This is a genomic window from Pseudophaeobacter sp. TrK17 (assembly GCF_042192375.1).
Lineage (GTDB): Bacteria > Pseudomonadota > Alphaproteobacteria > Rhodobacterales > Rhodobacteraceae > Pseudophaeobacter.
In genome coordinates, this window is the sequence record NZ_CP071705.1 from 1 (window position 1) to 21,108 (window position 21,108).

General features: G+C 61.8%; 16 protein-coding genes and 1 pseudogene. 9 read left to right on the forward strand and 8 right to left on the reverse strand.

Annotated elements, in window-relative coordinates:
• Positions 1–1,032 (reverse strand): replication initiator protein A, encoded by a 1,032-nt coding sequence (locus JZI28_RS23850; RefSeq protein ID WP_375700469.1) that lies wholly within the window; start codon positions 1,030–1,032, stop codon positions 1–3.
• A gap of 494 nt (positions 1,033–1,526) precedes the next feature.
• Here JZI28_RS23850 and JZI28_RS23855 point away from each other — a divergent pair, with 494 nt between their 5' ends.
• The 3 genes from JZI28_RS23855 (at position 1,527) to JZI28_RS23865 (ending at position 5,775) form a co-directional block, all read left to right on the forward strand.
• Positions 1,527–2,969 (forward strand): AAA family ATPase, encoded by a 1,443-nt coding sequence (locus JZI28_RS23855; RefSeq protein ID WP_375700470.1) that lies wholly within the window; start codon positions 1,527–1,529, stop codon positions 2,967–2,969.
• Positions 2,970–3,020: 51 nt separating this feature from the next.
• Positions 3,021–4,148: a ParB/RepB/Spo0J family partition protein gene (locus JZI28_RS23860; protein WP_375700471.1), complete on the forward strand. Its 1,128-nt coding sequence runs from the start codon at positions 3,021–3,023 to the stop codon at positions 4,146–4,148.
• A gap of 334 nt (positions 4,149–4,482) precedes the next feature.
• A complete protein-coding gene (locus tag JZI28_RS23865) occupies positions 4,483–5,775 on the forward strand; it encodes a glycosyltransferase (RefSeq protein ID WP_375700472.1) in 1,293 nt (430 codons plus the stop codon).
• Here the strand turns inward: JZI28_RS23865 and JZI28_RS23870 are convergent.
• From JZI28_RS23870 to JZI28_RS23880, 3 genes are all read right to left on the reverse strand, one after another.
• Positions 5,772–6,473 carry a hypothetical protein gene (locus JZI28_RS23870; protein ID WP_375700473.1) on the reverse strand — a complete coding sequence of 234 codons (702 nt, stop codon included), beginning with the start codon at positions 6,471–6,473 and terminating at the stop codon, positions 5,772–5,774. The genes JZI28_RS23865 and JZI28_RS23870 overlap by 4 nt on opposite strands.
• A 245-nt stretch (positions 6,474–6,718) precedes the next feature.
• Positions 6,719–6,997 carry a hypothetical protein gene (locus JZI28_RS23875; protein WP_375700474.1) on the reverse strand — a complete coding sequence of 93 codons (279 nt, stop codon included), beginning with the start codon at positions 6,995–6,997 and terminating at the stop codon, positions 6,719–6,721.
• An 8-nt stretch (positions 6,998–7,005) separates the two neighbouring features.
• A complete protein-coding gene (locus JZI28_RS23880) occupies positions 7,006–8,142 on the reverse strand; it encodes a hypothetical protein (protein WP_375700475.1) in 1,137 nt (378 codons plus the stop codon).
• A 370-nt stretch (positions 8,143–8,512) separates the two neighbouring features.
• On the opposite strand from JZI28_RS23880, the gene gmd reads away from it, so the two are divergent.
• From gmd to JZI28_RS23895, 3 genes are read left to right on the forward strand one after another with little or no spacing between them, the layout of a single operon-like run.
• On the forward strand, positions 8,513–9,631 hold the full coding sequence (gene gmd, locus JZI28_RS23885; RefSeq protein ID WP_375700476.1) for a GDP-mannose 4,6-dehydratase: 1,119 nt from the start codon (positions 8,513–8,515) through the stop codon (positions 9,629–9,631).
• 4 nt (positions 9,632–9,635) lie between these two features.
• Entirely contained in the window at positions 9,636–10,583 is a 948-nt protein-coding gene (locus JZI28_RS23890; RefSeq protein ID WP_375700477.1) for a GDP-L-fucose synthase family protein, read from the forward strand.
• Positions 10,580–11,746, forward strand: coding sequence for a DegT/DnrJ/EryC1/StrS aminotransferase family protein (locus JZI28_RS23895; RefSeq protein WP_295454116.1), 1,167 nt, complete (start codon positions 10,580–10,582; stop codon positions 11,744–11,746). The genes JZI28_RS23890 and JZI28_RS23895 overlap by 4 nt, the downstream gene beginning before the upstream one ends.
• Here JZI28_RS23895 and JZI28_RS23900 read toward each other — a convergent pair.
• Positions 11,743–12,927, reverse strand: coding sequence for a DUF2793 domain-containing protein (locus JZI28_RS23900; protein ID WP_375700478.1), 1,185 nt, complete (start codon positions 12,925–12,927; stop codon positions 11,743–11,745). The two genes, JZI28_RS23895 and JZI28_RS23900, sit on opposite strands and share 4 nt — an antisense overlap.
• A 366-nt stretch (positions 12,928–13,293) precedes the next feature.
• On the opposite strand from JZI28_RS23900, the gene JZI28_RS23905 reads away from it, so the two are divergent.
• Together JZI28_RS23905 and JZI28_RS23910 are read left to right on the forward strand one after the other, a co-directional pair.
• Complete coding sequence (locus JZI28_RS23905; RefSeq protein WP_375700479.1) at positions 13,294–14,496, forward strand: hypothetical protein; 1,203 nt, start codon at positions 13,294–13,296, stop codon at positions 14,494–14,496.
• Entirely contained in the window at positions 14,493–15,584 is a 1,092-nt protein-coding gene (locus JZI28_RS23910) for a calcium-binding protein (protein WP_375700480.1), read from the forward strand. The genes JZI28_RS23905 and JZI28_RS23910 overlap by 4 nt, the downstream gene beginning before the upstream one ends.
• Here JZI28_RS23910 and JZI28_RS23915 read toward each other — a convergent pair.
• Positions 15,581–18,472 carry a Tn3 family transposase gene (locus tag JZI28_RS23915; protein WP_349387465.1) on the reverse strand — a complete coding sequence of 964 codons (2,892 nt, stop codon included), beginning with the start codon at positions 18,470–18,472 and terminating at the stop codon, positions 15,581–15,583. The two genes, JZI28_RS23910 and JZI28_RS23915, sit on opposite strands and share 4 nt — an antisense overlap.
• A 125-nt stretch (positions 18,473–18,597) precedes the next feature.
• Between JZI28_RS23915 and JZI28_RS23920 the strand changes: the two genes are divergently transcribed.
• Positions 18,598–19,149 carry a recombinase family protein gene (locus tag JZI28_RS23920; protein ID WP_349387466.1) on the forward strand — a complete coding sequence of 184 codons (552 nt, stop codon included), beginning with the start codon at positions 18,598–18,600 and terminating at the stop codon, positions 19,147–19,149.
• A 40-nt stretch (positions 19,150–19,189) separates the two neighbouring features.
• On the opposite strand, the pseudogene JZI28_RS23925 reads toward JZI28_RS23920, so the two are convergent.
• A pseudogene (locus JZI28_RS23925) lies at positions 19,190–19,573 on the reverse strand (ATP-binding protein); the annotation flags it as partial.
• Positions 19,570–21,069: an IS21 family transposase gene (istA, locus tag JZI28_RS23930; RefSeq protein WP_375700067.1), complete on the reverse strand. Its 1,500-nt coding sequence runs from the start codon at positions 21,067–21,069 to the stop codon at positions 19,570–19,572. The pseudogene JZI28_RS23925 and the gene istA, both read right to left, overlap by 4 nt.
• Positions 21,070–21,108 lie beyond the last annotated feature (39 nt).

Below are 21,108 nucleotides of genomic sequence, written 5' to 3' on the forward strand. Positions count from 1 at the left end.
TTATTCCGAGCCGCGTTTTTTCACCCAGCCCAGAAAGGCCGCATCGGCCTGGCGCAGGCGTGGCCGCCCGGATCTGGCCCACATGGCGCGCCACTCGGCCTCCAGCCCGTAGACATCTGCCCCCGGCATCAGATCACGGGCGCGCTCCAGCGTGATGGCTTTCAGAACCGGCGCATCCAGAGCCCCCGGCTCGGTCACCGCGTGTTTCTGACTGAACCGGATCAAATCCCCCGGCAGCTCTTCCATGGCATAGTCCGGCAGCGGCTGCGCCTCTATCATGTCGCGGACCATCTTGCGAAACACCCGGCGCGGACTGGCGGAGCCGGATTTTTTCAGCAGGGTTTCCACCGAAATGGTCCAGGCGCTTTGGCGGCCACAGTGTTTGCGTGTCAGCTCATAGATGCGCCGCTCCAGCGGTTTGCGCAGGCGAAAGTAATCCCGGCTCAGCGTCAGCACCGATTTTGACAGCACCGCGCGAAACAGCCAGTCCGACAGTGTCACCGCCACATTGACCATACGCCCTGCGCCCTTCTTTGTACTGGGGGCTTTGCGTACAATCTCCCAGCTCTCGATCAGGCCAAAGCCAGAGGTCACCTCTTCGCCACCCGTCACGATATTGGTGGTGATGCGGGTGCCGGCCAGACGCTCAAAGCTCTCGCGCAGGCGCCGGTAGGCATCGCCCGAGGTCTCGCGGTTGGTGGCGATCAGCAGATCATGGGCCTTCAGATGCAGGGTGCGCGACAGTTGCCGCCCGGCATTCTGCGCCGCCATCAGCTGGCTGATACAGAAGATCAGGATATCCTTGTCATGGATCGTCGCCAGACCTTTGACCGATGGCACCACGGTGATCTCGGCGCCATTATGTTCGTAGTTCAGGATGCGCCGGTCCGGCCGCGTCGCCAGGGAAAACAGCGGATGCTCCATCGAGGCCAGATCGTTTTTGGGAATCGCATCAAAGATATCGCAGAGGAAAAAACGCCCCTCTGCGCCCCCCTGCGCTTCAGCTGGATATGCTCCGCCTGCCGCCGCCATAACTGCCCCGCCCGTTCTGCCTGCTGCCCCCTTGGGTTTTGCGTCTGAGTTGTCAGACTCCCGGGTGACTCGTTTTCGTGGTTTTGATTACGCCCACCCTAGAGTTATCCACATGGTTTCTCAACGGGGTTCCGGAATCGCTGCTTCGGGGGTTTGGAGTCAGTTCAACGGGGTTTCAGAGTCACTGCTGGCAAAAAATGTGGCCAAATGATCAGTAAAAAAAGGGCTTTGCGCCAGTCTCCCATGTCCTATAACTATAATATAACTCATAAATAACAGGGTAGAAAAATTTTCGCCCCCCAAAAGCCGCCGCTTTCCCCTCGTGCACAGGCTTGATTTGCTTAGAAAAAGAAAAAGGTCTGCGCATATTCTTCCCATGTGCCGCCTTTCGTGCTATCAGTCCATAAAGACGATACATGACCCTGCTGAAAGGCCAAAGCGCAGAGCAGGACAGGCAGCAAACGGACAGCAACGGGCAGAGGCGGCACAGCAGCATGGCACGAGATATCCACAAGGCAGGCTCCGGGCAGCCGCCCTATTTCAACATTGATCCAGATGCCGCCCTGGCAGAGCTCGACGCGCCCACCGGCACATCCGGTTTTGCCGCTATTGCCGAGGGCTGCGCCCGGGGCCGCGCCGATCTGTCCAGTCGCGGCATGAACGAGCAGGGACGCAAAGAGCTGCGCCTGTTCTCCACCTGGGAAATCACCCGCTACCTGATCCCCGTCGCCCAGGCGCATTTCCGTCGGGTGCTCAAGGCCAACCCCTCGCTGCCCCAGGGCCAGTCCGAAACCGAAGGCGGCGCCAAATGGTTCACCCTGGACGAGGTGTTGCTGCTGAGGGCGCATTTTGCCGCCCAGGGGTCAAAATCCAAAGACTACACCCCCTACCGGCCCAAGGGCCTGCCGGCCAAACTGGTCTCGGTGGCGAATTTCAAAGGCGGCGTTGGCAAGACCTCGACTGCGGCGCATCTGGCGATGTCGGCGGCCCTGGATGGCTACAAGGTGCTGGTGATTGATCTGGACAGCCAGGGCTCGATGACCTCGATCTTTGGCGGCCAGGTCGAGGATGAATGGCAAACCGCCTTTCCGCTTTTGGCCCGCCACTACGGCGAACATCTGCGCGCCGACAACCAGCGGCGTCTGGATCGCGGTGAGGCGCCGCAGCCGCTGGACGAAACCCTCTCGGCCGCCCTGGAGATGACCGCAAGCGATGTGATTCAAAGCACCCACTGGCCCAATATCGACCTCATTGGCGCCCAGCTCAATCTGTACTGGGCCGAGTTCCAGATCCCGGTCTGGCGCATGGCGGCGCGCTCCTGGAAGCTCTGGGACGCGCTCACCGACCGGCTCGAGGCGGACGGGGTGCTGGATGACTATGACGTGGTCTTTATCGACACGCCTCCCGCCCTTGGCTATCTGACCATCAACGGGCTGGCGGCCTCGGATATCCTGCTGGTGCCGGTGGGGGCCTCCTTTCTGGAGTTCGACAGCACGGGGCGGTTTTTTGACATGCTGCATTCCACCTTTGCCTCCATTGAGGACGGCGAGAACCTGGCCGCCCGCGCCCTGGGGCGCCCCGAGATGGGGTTTGAATGGGATGCGGTGCGCGCGGTGATCACCCGCTATGACAGCGCCCAGCAGGGCGAGCTGGCCGGGGTGATGCAGGCCTATATGGGGCCGGTGCTCAGCCCGCATAAACAGGATTACACCGCCCTGATTGGGCAGGCCGGCGAACAGGTCTCGGGGATCTACGAGGCCGATTACCGCGATTTCAACCGCGAGACCTATGCCCGCGGGCGCGAAACATTTGACGCCACCTATGCCGCCTTCAAACGCCTGCTGCTGGGGGTTTGGCGCCGGGCTGAGCTGGAGCGCGCCGCGGAGATGGCAGATGAGATATCGGGCGAGATGCAACAGCAGCGCACGCCGGCCTAAGGCTCTAACAAGATAAAACGCGCAGGGTTGGCGCGATGAGGAGATCAGCAGATGGCAAAACGCAAACGGCTTTCCCCGGCACAAAACAGCTATCTCTCTGGCGCGCCAGAGAGTAAATCCGCCCTGGCTGGCCCGCTGCCGACGCCAAGCCCCAGCGCCGCTCCCATTGCCCCCATCGCCCAGGTGGCAGGTGCAGCCTCGACCGAGGCGGCGCTGCAGGAGGTCACGCAGGTGCTGCAGCAGGCCCGCGCGCGCGGGTTGATGGTCGAAGAGATTGCCCTGGATCAGATCGACGAGACCCATCTGGTGCGCGACCGCATCGCCCAGGACGAAGACGAGATGGAAGCCCTGATGGGGTCTTTGCGGGCGCGTGGTCAGCAGACCCCCATCGAGGTGGTGCCGCTGCAGGGACGTATCGATGGAACCTCCTGGGGGCTGATCTCCGGCTGGCGGCGGCTTTCTGCTCTGCGCAGGCTCTACGCGGAGACTTCAGAGCCTGAATTTGCCACAATCAAAGCCCTGGTGATCCGCCCCGACAGCGCCGAGGCCGCCTATGTGGCGATGGTGGAAGAGAATGAAATCCGGGTCAACCTGTCCCATTATGAGCGCGCCCGCATTGCGGTGCGGGCCCTGAAGGAAGGGGTCTTTCCCAGTCAGAAAAAAGCGCTGCAGGGGCTGTTTGCCAATGCGCCGCGCGCCAAACGCTCCAAGATTGGCAGTTTTGTCACCCTGGTGGAGGCGCTGGATGCGGTGCTGTATTTCCCCACCGCCATCAGTGAAAAACTAGGGCTGGCCCTGGTCCGCCAGATTGGCGAGGATCCCGGCTTTGCGGCGCGGCTCAAGACGGCGTTGCAGGCGGCAGAGCGCCCCACTGCGGCAGAGGAGCTGGTGGTTTTGAACGCCGCGCTTGCCGGCGGCAAAGCGGATCAGGATGTGGCTCTAACCCCTACTGTAGAATCTCGAAGCACTGGGGGGGCTGCGGGGGGCAGTCAGCCTGATGCGGCGCCAAGAGTGCGCCAGGCCTCAGAGTCTATCGGCGCGCAGGAACGTGTCAGCACCCAGGTCACGGCCGGGCTGCGCATTGGTTTTCAACCCAGTGCAAAACGGATTGAGCTGAGCGGCGAGGCTGTGGATGCTGATCTGTTAGAGGCGCTGAAGGCCTGGCTCAAACAGCGCTAGGATCCGCTCAGGCCAGTCTCAAGCCAGCATTCGGCCAGTATCAGATCTCTCAAAAGGCACGCCGTGGCGTGCCTTTTTCATGTCTAATGCAGCGATTTGGGTCTTTGGTTGTACCTCCAAATGTTTCGCGCGCGAAACATTTGGGGTGTTTCTGCGGTTTTTGAACCGGGTGTTCGGCTGGGGATTTATCCCAAAATGAGGTGCCGGGGGTGGGTTCTGGGATTTGACATGGCGCGCCAAGTATGAGTTTTGGGCGGATGAAACGGAGCGGGGTCTGTCGCAGGGATAGGGCTGTGGGTCTCTGTACCAGCTGTGTCCTTTAGGAAAGATCACAATGACCTCGCAGACTGTCCCCTCCCCAGCCGCCTCGCCAGCCGCTTCGTCAGTGCCCTCGCCTGTGGCACCGTCACCGGCCCAAGCCTCTCTGCGCCTGGTGGCTGTGGTGGTGACCTATAATCGGCTGGACAAATTGCAGGCGACGCTGGCGCGGCTGCTGCAAAGCCCGGCCCAGGAGCTGGCTGCGGTGGTGGTGGTCGACAATGCCTCAACCGACGACACTGGCACCTGGTTGCAGAGCTGGCAGGCGGCGCAGCGCGATCCCCGGTTGGATATCCTCAGCAGTGCCACAAATCGCGGCGGCGCCGGCGGCTTTGAAATGGGCATGCGCCGCGCCATGGAACACCATCAGCCCGACTGGCTGGTGCTGATGGATGACGATGGCCGGCCGGCCCCGGATGGGTTGGCCAGCTTTCATCGGCTGGACATGCACCAGGGTGCACAGGATCCCGCGCAGCAGGGCTGGGATGCGGTGGCGGCGGCGGTCTATTTTCCGACCGGTGGCATCTGCGAGATGAACCGCCCCTCGCGCAATCCCTTTTGGCATCGCCGCGAATTCCTGCGCACGCTGTTTGGCGGTGGGCGCTCGGGCTTTCATGTGCAGCCCTCGGATTACCAGGGCGCCGGCATGCAGATCGATGTCACCTCTTTTGTTGGGTTTTTTATCTCAGCCGCTGCAGTGCGCCGCCAGGGCTACCCGGACCCGGATCTGTTTATCTACGGTGATGATGGTCTCTATACACTGGAGCTGACCAAGGCGGGGGGGCGCATCGGCTTTGAACCTGCGGTGCGCTTTGAACATGATCTCAGCACCTTTGTGGCCAAGGATGGCGCTGAGGGGGCCCAACGGGGCCGGTTTATTCCGCTGTGGAAGGTCTATTATTATCACCTCAATCTGTTGATGCTGTATCGGCTGGCGGCGGGCTGGCTGTTTTGGCCAGTGCTGTTGGTGATTGTGCCCAAATGGCTGTCAAAGCTGCGGCTGCATCCGGGGGAGCGGCGCGCCTTTCTGCGGCTGATCAGCCGCGCCCCCAGGGGCGGCTGCTGCACATGGGTGATGCTATCGATCCGGGTGTCGCTCTTCATCAGGGCGTCGCGCAGGGTTGCGCCGCCGCATTTTCCAATATGCACCAAGACGGTCTGTGGCTCTTGTGTGTGCTCCTGCGGTGGTTCGAGCCCCTGTTGGGCGGGATCGGTCTGCATCATCAAAAAGGTCCTGTCGGCGCTGTATCTGGCCAGTATCCGGTCTGTATCTGGTCTGGGTCTGATCCTAACCTGGGTCTATTTCTAAAGCAGTCGCCCCCTGCTGGCGAGAGGCGGGGTTATTTTTGTGGCTGGTGATCCAGGGGTTTGCGCAGCACCTGGTCGATCTGGTCGGGGGCATAGGGCAGTTGGAGAAAGGCAAACAGCGCGGCGTAGCGCTGGGGCTGGGCGCACCGCATGGGCGGAGCTGTCCCTTGCCTCCTGCCTGCCGCTTTGCCCCCGCCGGAAGGTGTCGCGCAGGCCTTCGATGGCGCGGTAAAGATGATAGAGCGTCGCCCGGTTTTCACCGCGGATGCAGACACCACCGCAGTGGTTCAGCAGGCTCAGCAGCCAGTCGCGCAGATGGGCGCGGGCCTCGGCAAGGGCCGGGGGCGATCTGTCCGGGCGCGGCAGATCGCCAGCGGCCAGGTCGGCCAGGTCGGCCAGGTCGGGCGGGACGAGGGGCAGCGGCTCCTGGCCCTGCAGAAAGGTCTGATTGAGCCAGGCACAGGCCGGGCGGGCATTGGCATCGATCAGGGCGGGCAGGCTGGGGTCCGAAAACCCCAGCTTGGGCAGCGCCTGCACCTCGGGGGTGATTTCCAGCCGTTCCAGCAACAGATGGCGCGCGGCGCCGGGCCCCTGTTCATCCAGGGTCTCATTGAGGCTCAGCACCCAGGCGATGACGGCGGCGGTGGCGGCAGCCTCGGCGGCTGTGGCGGCAGAGCTGCCAAAGCGGCGCACCAGCATATTTTCGGGCCCCACCAGATTGAGAAACGGTTCCAGCTGTTTGCGCGCCGGGTAGAAAAAGCTCAGCGGGCTGGGCAGGGCAGAGAGCCGGTCACCATTGCCGCGAATGCGCTGTTGCAGGGTGGAACAATACAGATCCGCCGGCTCGCGCAGGTAGGCCAGCAGGGTGATGCGCGAGAAACTGCGCCGCAGCCGCTGGATCAGCAGGGTGGGATCACTCAGCCCGGAGAAATGTTCGCTGGAGATCAGGGTGAGCGGCGGGCCTGGATCTGCGCCTCAAAGCGCTGCCAGCAACCCTCGCTCCAGGCCTTGGCCGCAGCCAGACTGGGAAAGCGGTGGCGCAGGTCCGGGGTCATTTGCGCGGCGTCGGTCAGCGCCAGGGTCTGCAGCGCGAACTCGGGCATATGGGGTTCGTCAAAATAGTAGCAGCCCTGCCGCCACAGCTCCTCTGGGTTGGCGCGCAGGGAGGCCTGGATCGAGGTGGAGCCGGTTTTATAGGGGCCGATATGGACCACGACATGCATGTTGTACCCTAGCCTGTTGGAGATTGAAGAGGGGCGCCGGGGGCCGCCGACGGGTGGCGCGCGGTGGGATCGGGGGGGGACGCGGCTGTGTTTGAACTGGCCTGGTCTGATTTGGCCTGGTCTGAACTGGCCGCATCTGCCGCGGCAGGCGCTGTCTTGGCAAAGCGGTTGAGCAGGGCTTCGACCCGGGAGATCATCACATCATCCCCCACCGGCAACCGCTGGTCAAAATGCGCGTGCGGCTGGGCCTGATCGGGGTCAAACGGCGCGCGGTCGGCGCCAAGATAGGCCCGCGCCACCCGCCGATTGCCCGCGGCAAAGCGCCGGATCAGGTTTTGCTGCGCCGCCAGGGACAGCAGCCCGGCGCGGGTGCGTTGCAGCGCCCCGGCCCCAGTTCCGGCCTGGGCGATCTGCGCCAGGGTCATGGTGATCCGGTGCTGCCCCTTGCTGGGGGCGCGATAGAGATTGCGCAGCCGCAGATATTCCAGCGCATCGGGGGGCAGAGAGACCTTCTGCAGCGCCGCCTGCTGTGGCAGCACCAGCTGCGGCTGGCTGTGACATCCCAGGGCGCTGAGAAACTGGCTGAGCAGGGTCTGGGAGCTGCCGGATCTGTCATAGAGCCGCACCTGCAGGGCCTGGGCGCCAAAGGCCTCGCTCCAGCGGCGCAGCAGCCTGTCATTGTCGAGAAAGAACAGCCCGTGTTCGCAGATATAGCTCTCTATGCTGCGGCTCTCGCGGGTTTTCAGATCCTTGACCAGCTGGTTGTAGAAACTTTCGAGATAGTCGGGGGGGCTGCGCATGTAAAACAGTACCCGCACCCGGTAGTGCTGGCTCAGCCCCTGCAGCCGCGAAAGATCCTGCAGCCATTCAAAGTTTTCGGAACTCAGCAGAATATGGTCGGCGGGGCTGGCCTGAATTTCGCGCAGGAGCGCAGGCCAGTCGCCTAACGAGTCCAGCGGCTGATGCCGCAGTGCCGGGTCGCGCAGCTGCAGCGCCAGCGGGTGGTGGCCGGTGAAATAGCGCCCGGATTTAGGATAGAGCAGCCCGGCGCGCGCCAGCAGATCTTCATTGGCGGCCACCGCGTTTTGCAGCGTGGTGGTGGCGGTCTTGTGGGACCCGATATGGAAATGCAGTGTCTTTTTCATATCATGGGTGGCCTGCGGAAAATCCTGATAAAAGCAACCTTTGCATGTTTTTGAGTATGGCAACACATCTTCAAAGTATCAAACCCCATCCCAAGCCTCTGCCTCAGCTCTCTGGCCGGGACGCTGCAAGGGGGCCGTGAAAGCACGGCGGGTCAGGGGCCAGCGCCTGCGCAAGGGAAGCGCAAGGGAAGGGCAAGGGCAGAGTAAAGGTCGCAGGGAAAGCTGGGGCAAAAACGGGCGCCGGGATCCCGCCGTCGGGTGGCGCAAGGCTTGCACTCTGGCGACCCGGATCGTACCCCGGTAAACAGACCCCAGTTTCCCCGCGCCAGGGGGGGCGAGTCCCGGGGGGGCAGGTAGAAAAGGAATGCGGATGAAACGAGCGCTTATTACCGGTGTAACCGGCCAGGACGGATCTTATCTGGCGGAGTTCCTGCTGGAAAAAGGCTATGAGGTCCACGGTATCAAACGTCGTGCCTCGTCGTTCAATACCCAGCGGGTGGATCACATCTATGAAGATCCCCATACCGACAATGCCCGCTTCAAGCTGCATTACGGCGATCTGACCGACAGTTCGAACCTGACGCGGATCCTGTCGGAGGTGCAGCCCGATGAGGTCTACAACCTTGGCGCCCAGTCCCATGTGGCGGTCTCGTTTGAGAGCCCGGAATATACCGCCGATGTGGATGCCATGGGCACATTGCGCCTGCTCGAGGCGATCCGCTTTTTGAAGCTGGAAGGCAAGACCCGGTTTTATCAGGCCTCCACCTCGGAACTCTATGGTCTGGTGCAGGAGACGCCGCAGACCGAGACCACGCCGTTTCACCCGCGCAGCCCCTATGCGGTGGCCAAGATGTATGCCTACTGGATTGCGGTGAACTACCGCGAGGCCTACGGCATGTATGCCTGCAACGGCATCCTGTTCAACCACGAGAGCCCCCGGCGCGGCGAGACATTTGTCACCCGCAAGATCACCCGCGGCTTGGCCAATATCGCCCAGGGGCTGGAGCCCTGCCTGTATATGGGCAATATCGACGCGCTGCGCGACTGGGGCCATGCCAAGGACTATGTGCGGATGCAGTGGATGATGCTGCAGCAAGACGCGCCCGAGGATTTTGTCATTGCCACCGGTGTGCAGTATTCGGTGCGCCAGTTTATCGAATGGTCAGCGGCGGAACTGGGGATCACCCTGGCGTTCAGTGGCACCGGTCTGGATGAGATCGCCACCGTGGCGGCGATCACCGGTGACAAGGCTCCGGCGCTGCGGGTCGGCGATGTGGTGCTGCGCATTGATCCGCGCTACTTTCGCCCCGCCGAGGTGGAAACCCTGCTGGGCGATCCTGCCAAGGCCAAGGCCAAACTGGGCTGGGTGCCAGAAATCACCGTGCAGGAAATGTGTGCCGAAATGGCGGCTCATGATCTAAAGGCGGCGCAGCGCGCAAGGGTGCTGAAGGATCACGGCTACAGTGAACCCGTCGCGCGTGAGGATTGATCCCATGAGCGCAGAACAGGGCCGCAAGGCGACGATGCTTTTGACCGGCGGTGGTGGCCTGGTGGGGCGCAATATCCAAGAACACGCCCGGGCGGCCGACTGGACCATTCTGGCGCCGCGCAGCGCCGAGCTGGATCTGACCGATGCCGCCGCGGTGGACGCCTATCTTGCCAAACACCAGCCCGATCTGGTGGTGCATGCCGCAGGCCGGGTGGGGGGCATCCAGGCCAATATGGCCAATCCGGTGGCCTTCCTGGATGAAAACACCGCCATGGGGCGCAATATCATCATGGGCGCTTACCGGGCCGGGGTGCGCGGGTTTCTCAACCTGGCCTCGACCTGCATCTACCCCCGCGCCGCCGAAAACCCCCTGCGCGAAGACATGGTGCTGACCGGCCCGCTGGAACCCACCAACGAGGGCTATGCCCTGGCCAAGATCATGGCGCTGCGCCTGTGCGACTATATCCGCCGCGAGGATGCGGGCGCCCAGTACAAAACCCTGATCCCCTGTAATCTTTACGGGGCGCATGACACATTTGACCCCAAACAGTCGCATCTGCTGCCGGCCATCATCCACAAGGTGCATCAGGCGCAAAAAACGGGCGAGACCAGCGTCGAGATCTGGGGCGATGGCACGGCCCGGCGCGAGTTCATGTTTGCCGCGGATCTGGCCGATGCGGTGCTGCGCGCCGCCGCCGATATGGACAGCCTGCCGGGCAGCATGAACATCGGTCTGGGCCAGGATCATAGCATCAATGACTATTACGCCACCGTGGCCGAGGTGATTGGCTGGACCGGTGATTTCAGCCATGATCTGAGCAAGCCGGTGGGGATGAAGCAGAAACTCTGCGATCCCGCGCGCCAGCAGGACTGGGGCTGGCAGGCCCCGACCCCGCTGCGCGACGGCATTGCACAGACCTATCGTCACTATTTGGAAAGCGGATACGCATGAGCCCCATTTACCCCCTCGCCACGTCTTCCTGGGATCAGGCGGAACAGGATGCGCTGCAGCGCGTCATCGACAGCGACATGTATTCCATGGGCCCCGAGGTGCGCGCCTTTGAGGAAGAATTTGCCGCGCATTTTGGCAGCAAACATGCGGTGATGGTCAATTCCGGCTCCTCGGCCAACCTGCTGATGCTGGCGGCGCTGCGCTATACCAAAAATGACGATCTGCGGCTGATGCCCGGCGATGAGATCATCGTCCCCGCCGTCAGCTGGTCGACGACCTACTATCCGCTGCAGCAGTACGGCCTGCGGCTGAAATTTGTCGATATCGACCGCGCCACCCTGAACTATGACCTGAACGCCCTGGAAGCGGCGATCAGCGATAAGACCCGCGCCTTGATGGTGGTGAACCTGCTGGGCAACCCCAATGATTTTGCGGTGCTGCAGGCGCTTTGTGCGCCGCGCGGCATTGTGATGATCGAGGACAATTGCGAATCCATGGGCGCCAGTTTTGACGGCAAACAGGCCGGCACCTTTGGGGTCATGGGCAGTTTTTCGTCGTTCTTCTCGCACCATATCTCCACCATGGAAGGCGGCATGGTGACCTGCGACGACGAAGAGCTTTATCATGTGATGCTGTCCCTGCGCGCCCATGGCTGGACCCGCAACCTGCCAAAGTTCAACCATGTCACCGGCGAGAAATCTGAGGATCCCTTTGAGGAGAGCTTTCGCTTTGTGCTGCCGGGCTACAATCTGCGCCCGCTGGAGATGTCCGGGGCGCTGGGGCGCGAACAGCTGAAGAAACTGCCGGATCTTATCAAAGGCCGGCGCGCCAATGGCGCCTTGGTGCAGGCGCAGCTGGGCAACCACGCCAAATTTGCCATCCAGCAGGAAATTGGCTGTTCCAGCTGGTTTGGTTTCTCATTGGTCATTCGCGAAGGCTGCGGGCTTGCCCGCGCCGATCTGGTGAAACAGCTCCTGGCCAAGGGCTTTGAGTGCCGCCCCATCGTGGCGGGCAATTTTGCCAAGAACCAGGTGATGCAGTATTTCGACTATGAGATCCACGGCAGCCTGACCAATGCCGATTACATCGACGCCAATGGGCTGTTTGTGGGCAACCACCACTATCCCATCCCCGAGGCCGTTGCGGCCCTGGCCGAGATCTAGCGCAGCAGCCATTCCTCCACCTGCTGTGACAGCTGCCGCATGCGCTGCCAGCGGGCGGCGCAGGGCTGACCCCGGCGCAGGCGCAGTTTGCCCATCAGCCCCACCAGCGCCCACTCCGGGCGGCTGCTGCGGCGCTGATAGGGGCGGGTGGGGTCATAGCTGGGGTCTTCCTGGCGCTGGCCATCCGCGTCCAGCAGCAGGGCGCCAAAGCCATCGCGCTGCCAACGTCCTTTCCAGCCGCCCATATCATCGTCGCCAATCAGCGCCGGGGCGGCGCTGATCACGCCGATGGGCTCTTCTCCGGCCTGGGCGGGGCGGATGCACGCCCCCTGCAGCACCACGGCCAGCCCGCGCCGATCTTCGCCTTCCGGGTTGCCATCGCCCCATTCAAACCATTCGGCATAGTCAGCGCCGCCCCCCGACCAGGCGCCGTCACAGGCGCCATTGCCATCTGACCCCAGCCGAAAGGCCGCGCCACTGCCATCGCCGGCCAGCAGATAGTCGGCGCCGCTGCCGGCAATCTCCACATGGGCCGTGGGGCTGGCCGTGCCAAAGCCGGCATTTCCGCTGGCGGTTAGCGCCAGGGCGGTGGCCCAGCTGCTGCCATCGCTGGAGAGCTTGACGCTGAGGTCGTCATTGCCCAACAGGCCGATCTCGGCGCGGCCGGACCAGTTGGATTGAAACAGCGCTGCGGCGGTCTCAGCCGGGGCGGATTTATTCAGCTTCATCTGATGGCCGGCGCCGGCATGGCTGAACAGGCTGGCCTCAGCGGCCACCGCCAGCCGGTTGCTGCTATCGGCGCTGGTATTGACCCCCACCTGGGCCAGGTTCTGGGTCTCGGCGGTGAATTGCTGCCAGGCGCTGCCCTGCCAGATCCGCAGCTCAGCGACATCAACCCCCCAGGCGCGCCAGCCGATTTGCGGTGCGATGAACAACCAGCCTTCGCCCTGCCAGATTGCCAGCTGTGCGGCCTGTCCGGCCCAGGCCCCGGTGGGCAGCGCCCCCAGGGCATAGGCATCGCCTGGGCTGGGGGTGAGCGGCGGGGTTTCAGCATCAAAGGCGCTGACCCGCAGCTGCACCAGCGCGTCCAGCAGCTGCAGGGCTTCATTATGGGTCACATGTTTTTGCGCCTGCGCGGCCAGCAGATAGGGCAGGGCGAGGATGGGCGAGGTCTCGGACATGGGGGCTTGGGCTCCTGTGGGGCTGCGGCAGGCGGCAAGAAAACTGCGCGCCAGCATCGGTCCTGCGGATCAAAGCCGCGCTAAGGGCGCGTCCGCAGGGGCGGCAACAGCCCCCCGCAAACCTGTCAGATCCCGGCAGATCGGGGAAAATCCGGGGGACAGCGGCGGAAACAAAGCGCCCATTTTGCCGCGATCGTTGCCCAAATGAACAAAGAGTGACGGAATTTTCCCCGCAGGACCCGGTCTTAGGGATTGTCTTCAATCTGTAAACAATCTCCGCCGTTCTGCCGCATTCTGATCCCGATCCCTGCCGCGACCGCATGGGAGCTTGGCCTGGGTTTTCCAGACAGGCCGGGAGTGTGGGACATGGAATTTAAGTTTCAGCAGCGTTTTCAGACAGGCAGCGATCGCTTTGATGCGGATCTGCGCGATCTTGCGGTGGTGCAGACCGAAAGCGGCAGCTGGCTCTATGCCAGCAATGGGATGAATGGCGGGCTGAGCCTTTATCGTCTGGATGGCAGCGCCGCGGCACCGCAGCTGGTGCAGCGCTACTGGCATGAAAACGCCAGCCTTGGCACTGGCGGGATCAGCTATAGCGAAATCGGTGGCAGCCTGCGGCTGATCCAGCAGGCCAGCAGCTCGGGGGCCTTGTTGTCATATGAGATCGGTAGCAATGGAAACCTGGCCCGGCAGCAGCAACAGGGGCTGGAGAGTGGATCTACTGGTGGGCTGGAGGCGCTGGTAACGGTGCCGGTAGAGGCGGGCCAGAATGGGGGGCACAGCCTGGTCTATGGCATCAATGCCGCAGGCGAGCTCAAGGGCTGGCAGCTGGATGCATCGGGACAAAACCTGGGCGCGGTGGCCAGCAGCGGTGCCTCCGCCGCCTATCACCTGCCCGGACACAGCGCGCTGGAGATCAGCGCCGATGGCGATCTGTTGTTTGCGCTGGATGCCATGGGGCAGGGGGTGCGCAGCTATCGGATCACCACCCAGACCGGGGCGCTGCAGGCGGCGGATAGCTTTGGCATGGCAGAAGGCCTGCCGGTGTCGGCTCCCAGCGCGCTGCACAGCTTTCAGGCCTATGGCGCCAGCTGGCTGCTGCTGGCCGCCTCCGGGACTGGATCGCTCAGCCTGTTGCGGGTGGCGGCAGATGGCAGTCTCGACCTCAGGGATCAGCTCAATGATACGCTGGCCACGCGGTTTGGCGGCGCTGCGGTGCTGGAGGTGGTGCAGGTGGGCGACCATGTGCTGGTGCTGGCGGCGGGAGCGGATGATGGCATCAGCCTGCTGCGGCTGCTGCCTTCGGGGCAGCTGTTGCATGTGACCAGCCTGGCCCATGCCCAGGGGCTGGGGCTGGAAAATGTCACCGCGCTGGAAACGGCCGTGTTAGGCGACCAGCTGGAGATCTATGTCACCTCCGACACCGCGGGCGGTATTTCCCGGTTTAGTCTCGATCTTTCGACCCTTGGGGTGGTGCGCAGTCTTGATCAGGGCACGCTCTGGGGCAGCGCCGGGGATGATCTGTTGCAGGGCGGCACAGGCCAGCCGGGGGCGGCAACGGGGCGGTGACCCTGAATGGTGGCGCCGGCGATGACATTCTGGTGGCCAGTGGCGCTGGCAGCCGGCTGAGCGGCGGTGCCGGGGCTGATTGCTTTGTGGTGGGCCCGACAGCGGGGGTGGTGACGGTGACAGATTTCCGTCCCGGCACCGATCAGCTGGACCTGTCGCTGTTCGCTGGCCTGTACAGCCCGGCGCAGTTGCAGGTCGACAGCCTCTCCGGGGGGATGCGCCTGACCTTTGGCGACAGCCAGATCGTGATCCTGCGGGCCGGCGGCGGGGTGCTGAGCCTGACGGATCTCTGGCCCGATGGGCGCTTTGCGACGCCGGACCGGATCACCCCGACCGAGACCCCGGAGCAAGACATCCAATATGGCGGCGGCACAGCAGATCAGCTGGGCGGTGGCACCGGGGCTGACCGGATGCAGGGGCTGGGCGGCAATGATGTGCTGCTGGGCCGGGGCGGCAATGATGAACTGTTGGGCGGCGATGGCAATGACACCCTGCGCGGCGGCTGGGGCGCCGATACCCTGGAGGGCGAGCTGGGCGATGACATGGTGCTGGGTGGCGGTGGCAATGACCGCCTGTGGGGCGGGCCTGGGCGCGATGATGTGCAGGGCCACAAGGGCGATGATATCCTCTGGGGCGGCGCCGGCAATGATAAGCTCAAAGGCAATGCCGGGGTGGATCTGCTGTATGGCGGCGCGGGTAATGATGACCTGCGCGGCGGCACCGGCGATGACCGGCTCTGGGGCGAGGCAGGGGCCAATCTGCTGATTGGTCAGGCCGGCGCCGACAGCCTGTTTGGCGGCGCTGCCAATGATACCCTGAAGGGCGGCGCCGATGCGGATTGGGCCTGGGGCTATGACGGGGATGATACATTCCGGGGCGGCCGCGGCCGCGACCACCTGTTTGGCGGCAATGGCAATGACAGCCTGTCGGGGGATATCGGCGGCGACTGGCTCACCGGTGGCGCCGGCGCTGACAGTTTTATCTTTGGCCGCAAACACGGGCGCGACGTGATTACCGATTTCACCCCAGAGGAGGACGTAATTGGGGTCGACTCCGGCTCGGTGCAGAATAGGGCGGTAAGGCTTTAAGCGTTCATTCGTCGCCACCGATACTCGCCGGTGAGGATAATATGTGCCCAGCCGAGGGGTGAGATGTGTGCGAGAAGATATGCTGGCGTATCCAACCCTGCTTTTCTCCGCTGCGCGACGGCGACACCAAGCCGTTTTGTATTCCAAAAGATAATGATGGCGGTGAGCAGGTTCAGCCCTGCAATGCGGAAGTGCTGGCCTTCCGTGTTGCGGTCTCTGATTTCACCCTGCCGCCCAATCCGTAGGGCACTTTTCAGAGCATGGTGCGCTTCACCTTTATTTAGTCCAATGTTGGCACGGCGCTGCATATCCGTGTCGAGCGCCCATTCGATGATGAAGAGTGTTCGCTCGACACGTCCGATTTCGCGAAGGGCAACGGCTAGGTCATGTTGCCTCGGCCGGGCCGCCAGTGTCTTCAGGAGCTGACTGGGCTGCATCCTGCCGGAAAGCATTGTCGCAATGCAGCGGAGCACATCTGGCCAGTTAGCGATGATGGTGTTTTCCCGGATTTTGTCGCCCACCAAGTCCCTCAGTTCAGCCGGAACACTTCGGCGATCAAAGACATGCAGCCGTTTTGACGGCAAATCCCTGATGCGCGGAATGAACCGGTATCCAAGCAGTGATGTGGCCGCGAACACAAGATCGGTGAAGCCCCCGGTATCAGCATATTGTTCTTTGATCCGCTTGCCGGTCGGGTTCATCAGCAACCCATCGAGTATATATGGTGCCTCGTTCACCGTTGCTGGGATGACCTGCGTGGCAAAGGGTGCGTATTGATCGGACACATGGGTATAGGCTTTCAGGCCGGGTTCATTGCCGTATTTCGCATTGATCAGGTTCATCGCCTCGCCCTGGCGCGTGGTGGGAAAGAATTGCCCGTCACTGGAAGCAGTTTCACCGGCACCCCAGTGCTTTGCCATTGGTAACTGTGCTTGCGCTTCGAGCACGGTGGCCAACGCCCGATTGATGGCCTCGCTTTCTACATGCCAGTTCGAAAGTCGCGCCAGTTGGGTGAAACTATGTGTGCTGCTAGCCCCAGCCATCTTGCTCAACCCGAGATTCAGGCCTTCTGCCAGAACGACGTTCAGCAATCCGAGCCTGTCTTTGCACGGTGCCCCGGTGCGCAGATGGGTAAAGGCGTCGGTGAACCCGGTATCGTTGTCCACATCCATAAGGATGTCCGTGATCCGCACCTCTGGCAGGCGGCGATAAAGATCAAGGATGAGGCTGTCGGCCTCCGCGGGTACATCAGCTTCGAGCCGGTCGACACGTAATCGGCCATCCTCGATGACACTGCCAGGCAGAGTTCCATTTTTGACCGCCATGACAAGCCTGTGCAGCCCGTCTTCCAACCGTTGTTTTCGATCAGCGATCCAGACTTCCGGCTCCAATGGCATCGACAGCCCCATAGTCTGAGCGGCCTCGACCGGAACCAGGGCCTGTTTCAGGTCGCTGTAGCGGCGTGAGTGAGCAAGCCAGATATCCCTGGATCTGAAGGCCTCGCGCAGATGGAACAGAACTGCGACGACCCATAGCCGGTCCCTGTTGTTTTCCGGATTCCGCAAGTGGCCTCGCCATTTTGACTGCGGTTTGAGAAATGGCGCAGACCGGCTTGGAATATCATGCTTGTCGCGGATCACATCTGCCGCTGCGAGCAAGGGTTCGGCCACGCTGGCGCCGGCGATATCCAATGCTGCCAGCATTCGCGGGGCATAGAGCTTGAAGCGATGATAGCCCTTCTCGACATAGGCCAGCGCATCCGCCTTAACGGTTTTCCCAAGCGTTCCGGCATTCGCGACGAGGTTTTCCAGCATGCCCCACCCACAGGACGCATCCACTGCACTGGCGATAGCCGCGTCATCGCCTTTTGCCAGCAGCAATGTCGTGCCCAAGGTCTCGAACCCCGCTAAAGTCGCTGCGATCTCTGATTGCGCCTCTGCAACACGGGCACCGCAAATCCTCTTTGCCTCTCGCCAGATCGACCCCACGATCCGGTCATGCGTCTCGACCACAGTGTCTGCGATGGCAGCAGACCACTCCACGATGCAGGTGGCAAGGATGGCCAGACGACGATCACTCGTGATGTCCCGCAGCCCATCCGTGAAATATCGTTCGCCTTGGCGGCGTAACTGCATGACCCGGTGCGCCGGAATACCGTCCAAGATTGCTGGCGGTAACGCGATCCGTTGCAAAAATTCCAAACGGTCGAGCTGGCGGTTGAGATCGGCAGAGTTTTTACCCACCTCGAACTGTCGCAACCAGATGAACCGGCTGACCCGCCCATCCACCTCTTCGGTCAACAGATTGTCGAGTTGGGTACGCATTTTCGCATCGAGACGAGCGGCAATGCTGGCCTCAATTCTACGTTCAGCGGCGACCAACGCATCAGCGCAGTGGCGTTCGATGACCGAAGTTCCCGGCAGAATGATCTGCTGTCTGCGGCATTCTTCTACGAAGCCACGCAACAGAGCCTGACTGGATTGCGCCGCTTCAGCATTTCCGTCCAGCCAGCGCCGCATTTTCTTGGCGCGCTTGCCCGAAAACATCTTGTAGCCGTATATCTTTCGCAGAGCATCCAAATGTTCCCGGCGAGTCTTTTCCCGCGCGGCATATGGCAAGAGGTCATCTGGTTTTAATCCGAGTTGTGCGGCCACAAAGCGGGAAACAGGTTCAGGGATGACTTCACCAGCTTTCAGCAAGCGACCCGGATACCGAAAGGCACAAAGCTGAAGCGCAAAGCCGATCTGGTTGTCAGATCGCCGTCGAGTGCGGATGTGCTCGATATCTTCATCATCCAAGGTGTAGTGCTTCAACAGCGAAGCTTCATCGGTGGGAAGATCAAAAAGCGCCGCGCGCTGTCGCGCGGTCAGAACCGCTCGGTGTGCCATCGGATTGTTCTTTCTATATGGGATGGAGTCTTATGAAGTAGGCATAGTGAGACCATCCGCTTGTCATGTCTTTTTCAATGTCTCAATATGACAGTCGCAAGACCTCTTAATTTATTCGAGACCCCATGGCTAAAGTCGGATACGCGCGTGTCAGTTCAGTCGGGCAATCACTGGATGTCCAACGTGAAAAGCTCACTGGTTGCGACAAGCTCTTCGAAGAAAAGCGCAGTGGCACAACTGATGCTCGCCCTCAGCTGAAAGAATGTCTGAATTACGTTCGCGACGGTGATCAGCTCATTGTCACGCGCATCGACCGGCTGGCGCGTTCAACGCTACACCTGTGTCAGATCGCCGAGACGCTGAAACAGAAGGGCGTCGATCTGGTCGTACTCGATCAGAACATCGACACGTCAGACGCGACCGGGCGGCTGCTGTTCAACATGCTCGGGGCCATCGGTCAGTTCGAAACCGAAATCCGCGCCGAGCGTCAGATGGACGGGATCAAGAAGGCCAAGGATCGAGGCGTTCAGTTCGGAAAACGCCCCGCTCTTTCAGAAGATCAGATCGCTGAGCTTCGCCAACGGCGCGCAGCCGGAATGCTGATCAAAGATCTGATGGCCCATTACAGCCTCTCAAAGGCCACCATCTACCGCTATCTCAGCGAAAAAGAGACCTGAGCTCAACTCCAGAGCCCCAATCCGGCCTTAACGCCCTATTCTGCACCGAGCCGGAGTCGACCCCAAGAGCGACATGCGTTTTGCCCGTGCCACTTGGCCCCAGAGCGATCACGTTCTCGCGCCGCTCGATCCATCCGCAACGGGCGAGGTCCAACACCCTGGCTTTGTTCAGGGCGGGGATTGCCTGGAAGTCGAAACTGTCCAGACTTTTGGGCGCCGGGAACTTCGCCGCCTTGACCCGTCGCTCCACCATACGCCGCTCCCGATCGATGAGTTCCAATTCGATCAATCTGTGGAGGAACTGGATGTGATCCTTCCCCTCGGCGGCGCACTGTCGCGCCTGCTTCTCGTATTCGCGCAATACGGTGGGCAGTTTGAGCTTCTTGAGGTGATGGGCCAGCAGAAGGTCCGGGACTTCCGTCATGCGGCTCCCTCCGACAGGAGCGCCATGTAACTCGCGGCTTTTGTCGTCTGAACCGCAGTCCGGGGAAGATAGGGGTAGAGGGACAGATCGAGCCGAGCGGGGCGGCGCTCCACTTGGCACAGGACCAGATGCTTGATCGCATCAAAGGCGATCGCCCGCTTTTGCAACGCCACCCGCACCGCCGCGCACAAAGTCGGCAGATCAAAGCTTTCCAGGAGCCGAAGCACCTGAATGAACTCTCGGCGCCCTTGGCGGGCATGTCTCGCTTCCATTAGGCGACGCAGGGTTTGCAGCTCGTCGGGCATCTCCCAATCGACCAAAGGGGCGGCTTGGTCCAAGGCCCCGGGCTTCGTCTCCAGAAGGGCAAAGTAATGCACAGGGTCGAAGATCATTTGTTCGCGCTCGTAGCAGCGGGCGTGACGGGCGATGACCCCACCACCACAGCCGATTTCGACCACATCCACAAACGCACGGATCGTCACCTCCCGTAAGCCATAGGTGCTGGGAACCGAGTAATCATTGGATTTGTAGCGCACCAGAGATTGGGAGCTGACCCGGCCCGTTGCCTTGTGGCAGGCTTGGTAAGGCATTGCAGGGAGTGGCGACATGGCAGCCAGATCCCGCTTCAGCCGTTCCCCGATCGTCTCCCGGTGCCCATGCAAGACAGCCGACTGCCGTGTCAGACATTGTTCTTCGAGCCAGACATTGAAGCTGTCCAGATCAGGGAATTCCGGCAGCGGCACCATCAGGTTGCGCCGGGACCAGCCCACCAGACCTTCGACATTGCCTTTATCGTTCCCCTTGCCCGGGCGGCCGTAGCGATCATCAAAAAGGTAGTGTGACAACATCTCCGTGAACATCTGCGTCCGCCGACGCCGCCCTCCGGCTTCGATCTTCGCAACAAGGCAGCTGTCATTGTCATAGACCACCGAGAGCGGCACGCGCCCGAAGAACTCAAAGGCGTGAACATGCCCGTCCATCCAGGCTTCTGTTGTCGCCGCATGATAGGCCCGCACATAGCATGCATCGCTGTAGGGCAGGTCAAAGGCAAAAAAGTGGATCTTCTGTTCCACGCCCCCCAGGATGACAACGGCCTCACCGAAATCGGCCTGCCCGTGACCCGGAGGATGGGCGAGTGGAATGAACATCTCCCGCGCTTTTTGACGATGCCCCCGAACATAGTCCTTCACGGTCGTATAACCGCCGGTAAAGCCTTCTTCCTCACGGAGCCGTTCAAAGATCCGCTTCGCCGTATGGCGTTGCTTCTTCGGACGGTTCTGATCCTCCAGAAGCCATTGGTCAATTGTATCGGTGAAGGCTTCCAACTTCGGGCGCCGAACTTTCTGGCTCCGGCGGTAACCAGGGGGAGACGAATACGCGCACATCTTGTCGACCGTTCCACGGGCAAGGCCAAAATCACGGGCGATCGAACGTTTGCTGCGCCCCTCATCGAAATGCGCGCGGCGCACGGCTAAATATACTTCCACGGTGAAAATCCTCCGGCCCTCCCTGCAAAGACAGTGAGAGCAAAAGTG